At 42.2% G+C, this 6,021-nt stretch carries 3 protein-coding genes and 1 pseudogene; all 4 read right to left on the minus strand.

Going from position 1 to position 6,021, the window contains the following annotated elements:
- Positions 1 to 441, minus strand: a pseudogene (locus ACLL8Z_RS06825) (hypothetical protein); the annotation flags it as partial.
- A gap of 36 nt (positions 442 to 477) precedes the next feature.
- Positions 478 to 2,799 (minus strand): SLBB domain-containing protein, encoded by a 2,322-nt coding sequence (locus ACLL8Z_RS06830; RefSeq protein WP_411274019.1) that lies wholly within the window; start codon positions 2,797 to 2,799, stop codon positions 478 to 480.
- A 361-nt stretch (positions 2,800 to 3,160) separates the two neighbouring features.
- Positions 3,161 to 4,795, minus strand: coding sequence for a capsule assembly Wzi family protein (locus ACLL8Z_RS06835; protein ID WP_411274020.1), 1,635 nt, complete (start codon positions 4,793 to 4,795; stop codon positions 3,161 to 3,163).
- A partial coding sequence (locus ACLL8Z_RS06840; protein ID WP_411274021.1) for an undecaprenyl-phosphate glucose phosphotransferase occupies positions 4,785 to 6,021 on the minus strand: 1,237 nt, incomplete at its 5' end. The genes ACLL8Z_RS06835 and ACLL8Z_RS06840, both read right to left, overlap by 11 nt.

The raw sequence follows: 6,021 nt of genomic DNA on the forward strand, positions 1-6,021 counted from the left end.
CTTTTTCCAGCTTTTCTTTAATTTTCCTGCCTCGGCATATTTATCTGCCAATGTGTAATTAGGTTTAGTATCATCATAAGGCGAAATTAGTGTTCGTTTAATTAAATTCTGACTTCTAAGCAGCTGTAGAACGTTATCGCCGGCAAGTACTCCACCTGTTGAAAGACTGCCCATATCAATTCCTATTTGCCCCGCCAGGGATGACAGCATCGAACCTCCACCCCCTTTTGTATCATCTACAACAAATGTTACGCGGGATGTGTATGTTGTTGGCCAATACCATGCCAGCAGCATGCCAAGTAGCCCACCTGCAACTGCGACGGGCAGAAATTGAAATTTACGTTTCCACAGATAAATGAGATGATCTTTCCTTCTGAACAAAGCATCCCGAAAGGTATATTCCTGTTCAAAAATATTGTCCTTCTCTGGGGTGTTTTTCATCAATCTTGTGTTTGAGATTTTATTGGTTATGCCACGCTATTTCACAGCTAAAATTGCGATCAGCCCTACAACGGCTGTAAGTATAGATGTAAGTGCTGAAATTTCTCCTACGCCAATCTTAATTCCTACTCCTTGTTTTTCCGGAACGGTGATGGTGCTCCCTGGTTCAACTTTCGGGTAGATTCTAAAGAAAAGAAAATGCTTTATTGGTCTATTAATTCCATTTGGATACTGAATATATGCGCTTTTTAGCTTTGCACTCTGGGTAATTCCCCCAGCAGCGTTGATATAGTACTTAAAGCCTGAACGGGAATATCTTAACAACTGTGGGGTATTAACTGCACCCTTTACTTCGACATATAGGTTTTGCCTTGGAATTACAATACTGTCACCGGCCATAATGATTAAAGCATCTGCTTTTGAGTTATCTGCTGCTGTCAGGTTCTCTTCGATCCGGATGCCGTTTCTGTAGATCTGTGCATATTGTAACACGCCATAGGGTGTTAGGCCTCCTGCGCGGGAAATGATTTCATTCGCTGTCTCGTCTCGTTTCTGGATGGAGTAGTCGCCCGGGAACAGAACTTCACCCGTAATGCTTACTGTGCCAATTGCCCGATAGTTAACAAGCCTGGGAATATAGATATAGTCCAGAGGCTCTAACAGGAAAGGCTCTGTGTTTATTCCATATAGTGCAGAATCAAGTTCGAGGGTATATGTTTTAACCAGTTGATTGGCTACCACATTACTTTCGTCCTTCAATATCCTCGAAATTTCTACCCTCTGTTTGGCTGCGGCAGTCGAAAAGCCCCCGGCTATCCCAATAATATCCTGAATGGTCATGCCCTGGCGAAATGTATAAATTCCGGGATTTTGTACTAGCCCATCAATTGTTACTTTTCTTTCTTCTTTCAAGTCATTTGACGAAAGTATTACGACGGAATCTTCCCTTGCAAGCAGAATATCCCGATCACTGCCATTTTTAATTTTACTCAGGTCGAACGACACAATTTCTTTCTGAAGATTTGAATTAGTTCTTTTAATAAAACCCCGTGTAAGAAATGCATCGTCACGCAGGCCATCCGCTTTTTCTATAAGTTGTATCAGGCTCAGTCCGGGAGTAAGTTCAAACAGCCCCGGGCGATAAACAGCTCCAGCAATTACGACGCGATTAGTAAACCGGTTGAGAATAGCTTCAAAATAAACAGAATCAGCATTTAATGGAACATATCTATCAAAAAGCCCGGAAGGCACATCCCTAACGCTACGTTCCTTTTCACCATACTGGCTAACCTTGGCGGCCGACCTATATGCCTGGTCGGCTAAACCGCCTGCGTAATTGATCAGATCCTGCAAAGTTTCGGCGGCACTTAATTCATAAGTCGAAGGTCTTTTGACCGCGCCGGCTATAGCTACTCTTTTTTTGTAAACCGGAAAGCGTATAACATCCTGATCATGCAAGCTTACATTGTCAGTTAACAGACCTTGCTGTAGAAAAGAATAGAAGTCTACCGTCCTTACTACCCGGTTGTTCCTTATAAGCTCAATATTTCTCAGGGAGCCATTCTGAGAAGGCCCCTGGGATAAATATAAGGCGTTAAAAAGTGTAGATAAGGAAGAAATAGAATAAGTTCCCGGTTGTTTTACCTCGCCTATGATGGTTACCCGGATGGTACGAACATTGCCCAGGCTGATGTCTACTTTGGTTTGGCCAGATGAGATGGTAGGGTATATTCTGACGAGTTTATTGCGAATGCTATTATATGCCGTCTCAACAGTAAGACCATTTAAATATACCAATCCGGCATAAGGCAACTGTATAGTGCCATCCGGGGTGATTTTACGGGTTATGGTAGTTTCGTTAAGCCCTGTCACATTGATGATTACCTCATCGTCGGGACCTAAAACATAATTCTTCGGGGTTGCTATCCGGATATTAGGTTCAAATGTAAGTTTCGGATTATTGAAAAATTCATAGCCGTAAACTGTCGGGGAAGATTTTTGAACCTGTTCAATAACTGTTTTAATAGTATCACGTCTTTCGGGAGCTATGTCTGGAGCCCGTTTTATCGATGCCATTTTGGACTTCGCTGCGCTGGCCTGAATTTCAGCAAGTCGTAGTTTAAAGGCCTCAACTTCTGATGCTGGAAGTCCGCGTTGCATTGCCTGCTGGTATGCAACATCTTCCGAAACACCGCTAGCCTGTAACCGTTTCCATACATCTAAAACTTGTTGATCAGATAATTTACTAACTTTCAGGTTTTGTAAATTATCTACTGAAATAGTTTGAGAATAAGAATATTGAACCTTCAGAAGTGAAACGCTAATAATTAAAGCGATTATTATATATCGTAAACGCATGGAATAATCCGAAATTTAGCTACAAATATAGGATTATATTGGTTTTCAGTTTATAAATTCACCTTAAATCAGCATAAGTCTTAGGTCCCTCGCGTCGCGTCGGGATGACGTGCTGGCTTTTGGGAACTGGAGATTTCTCCGAGCTTTTATTTTCAGAGTCAAAAATGACGATTGGATTCGCTCGTCGAAATAACCTAACCATCATATCGCGGGTAAATTTCGACGAGCGATCGCCCTTAATTATATTCACCGGGCACGTCAAGCTCGGAGAAATCTTCGCTCTCCCCACAGCAACTGCGTCATCCCGACGCGAAGCGAGGGACCTCATACCGCCGGTATCGACAGGTTTATTAGATAGTATCTACATCCCTATGCTGATACCGAAATTGAAAAAGTTCGTGTTTAGTTCAGGATTGAGACTTTGATCTTTTATCATGGTATAGCGGCTCTGGGCATAAACGTTATGCACTATCTGATATGACAAACCCATCCGCACTTCTGTCTGAGTTCTGTTGAGACCAAAAAGAAATTCAGGTTGGGGTTCTGCATAATATTGCTGCTCGATACTTCCGGCTGATCCTTTTCGAATATGTTGATATTGAATTAAAGCCTTCAGGCGGGGAATTGGGGTATATTCGGCAAAGATCACTGATCGATCGGCATTGCTTCCGATCCAGTCGCCTAAAAGGTAATCCTGGCTCCGATAAGACTGTGCGCCGATCAGGTTCTGATATACAAACGGATTCACCCGGGTGTATTCATAGCCTAGGGTTAAATACGGAAGAAGGTCGGTGAACGACGCACCGAGGGTATATCCCAGTTGGTTTCGGCTTTTCGAACGGTCAAACAGAGAAGATGTGCGGATTTCGTCAATAAACATATTTGCATAAATGTGTGTATTAGGAATATGATTCCGCGAGCTCGCCTGAAGATAGAACTGCCCATTCGAACCGGCTGTTATATTGTGTTTACTGGTATAATGATCATAAGCCTTAAAGAACATCATAGGCATCAAATAGGCCACATTTAATTTATCACTGTAGATCATAGATTCACCGACACTGAAGGAAAGCCCCTTAGCAGGAAAAAAGTTTAAGCTGTGGGTGGCCATGAACTTTTGAATATAAAACTCCCTTTTACCTCCAAAAACTTGATTTCCGGTTGGATAGGTTTTGTTTGAATCAATCATGCCCGATTGTAACCATGCGTGGGAATATTGAAAACTCAACCATTTTAATGGCCGGTAGTCGAACCGTATAAAAGGATATGACGGAGCTTTATCAGATAGGATTACTCTTCCTCCCCGGCCATATCCCCACAATAGATTGTCCTTGCCTGCAGATATCGACCCGTTTTTCCAATTATAGGTCATATAGCCCCTAATATCACTGTAGGACACCCGATCAGGATTCACGGTATTGGTTCTGACAATGCCTTGTTCGCTGTTAAAATCCTTGAGTTTGTCAACACCTTCCCCCGATTCCGTAAAATCCTGGAAATAGAACTGAAAACCGAAATTTTTACCCATATGACCCCAGAACTGCAGGCCATTCCCTTTTTTAAATACCTGTTTGCCACCTCCTTGCAGGGTTTCGAGTGTTAGTACTGGTTCACCTTTAACCAGGAAATCATCCTTTCGTACCGACAGGAAGCGAAGTCTGTCTAAGGAATCTTTCTTTAGGAAAAAAAAGCTGCTGGTATCGGGAACCCCAAATTCTGAATATTCCTTAAGGTAGAAGTCCAGTTCTTTCTTCTCTTTAACCGATAATTCCTGGGTGGAATCGGTCAGTGTGGCCAAATGTTTTGCTATTTCTTTCCGGCTGATGGGCTGGATAAAATCGGCAAAGTCGATATTCCCCTTTTGGGCCTGGCGGGAAAGGAAGTCGTAAACCTCAAATTTAGGGTTCTCCCAGACAACCTGGGCTTGAACTGTAGCTCCAAAAAAGAAAATGAAAAGAGAGAAGATTAATGATTTTTTGATAATGCTAATAGGCATGCTGATCACCTTTTATTATGGTAATAATCGTTTGTAAGATAATCTGGCAGTCAAGCTGAAAGGTCCAGTTGTGAATATAGTAAAGGTCGTGATTGACTCTCTTTTGCATGTCGTAAGGTGTTTTGGTTTCACCGCGGCTGCCGTTTACCTGCGCCCAGCCCGTAATGCCTGGTTTTACAAGATGTCTGAGCATATACCGATCTACCTTGTGCATGGAAGAAATATTTAGCGGCGTGACATGAGGACGAGGGCCCACGATTGACATATTGCCTAACAATACATTCCAGAACTGGGGCAATTCATCAATATTCCATTTTCTCATAAATTTACCCCATCCTGTCACACGAATGTCGTTTGGTGAAGCCTGCAGGAATTTGCCATTGGAATCACTTTCCGGACTGTTAACGTACATGCTACGGAATTTATAGCATATAATTAAATTATTGTTTAGACCCCAGCGTTCCTGCTTAAACAAAACCGGACCTTTTGATGTAAGCTTGATAATAAGGGCAATTAAGGGTAGCAGCCACCAACCTAATACGACCAAAAAAGACAGGGAGAAAAGAATATCGAACCCTCTCTTTACTATTTTATTGGCTGCCCGGTCCTGAGGTAATGCACGCAGATTGATCACGGGCAGCATGCCAATATTGTTGATCTGAATATTACTGGAGGCATAAGTGTAAAGATCCGGGATAATACGGACCCGTCTTCCGTAAAGATCGCAGGCTTCCATGCAGATCCGCATGTCCTGATGCTGAGAATTGGGCAGGGCAATGATTACTTCGTCGATAACTCTTTCTTCGAGCACTTTGGAGATGTCTCCTATTTTCCCGAGATAGGCGCAGCCGTTCAATTTATCAATTTCATTGTCCAGAAAGCCTTCGCATTTATATCCGTAAAAGTAATGGCGATTAATTGTGTCGTAAAAATCCTTGGCAGCCTGGGTGGCTCCAATTAATAGAATATGTTCATTTAACCGACCCGTATACAGGATTTGATGAAGGTATTTCCTGAGCATATACTTGGTTATGATAACCAGAAACGCTAAAAGTGAAAGGAATAAAGCCAGAAAATTATTACGGATATAAAGTTCCTCACGAAGCATAAATAAGAAAAAGCTAAGCAAAATGAAGAACAGGAAAATGGTAAAAAGTACATAAATTATTTCCTCGGAGAATTTCTTAGACCTCAGATCGGAATACAGGTTCGTGAATTGTGCAGAA

It is taken from the genome of Daejeonella sp. (assembly GCF_046590655.1).
GTDB lineage: Bacteria > Bacteroidota > Bacteroidia > Sphingobacteriales > Sphingobacteriaceae > Daejeonella.

What these genes read in the sequence shown, in the direction of transcription:
- ACLL8Z_RS06835 (WP_411274020.1), bottom strand. Translation starts at nt 4,795, where the DNA reads ATGCCTATTAGCATTATCAAAAAATCATTAATCTTCTCTCTTTTCATT.
- ACLL8Z_RS06830 (WP_411274019.1), bottom strand. Translation starts at nt 2,799, where the DNA reads ATGCGTTTACGATATATAATAATCGCTTTAATTATTAGCGTTTCACTT.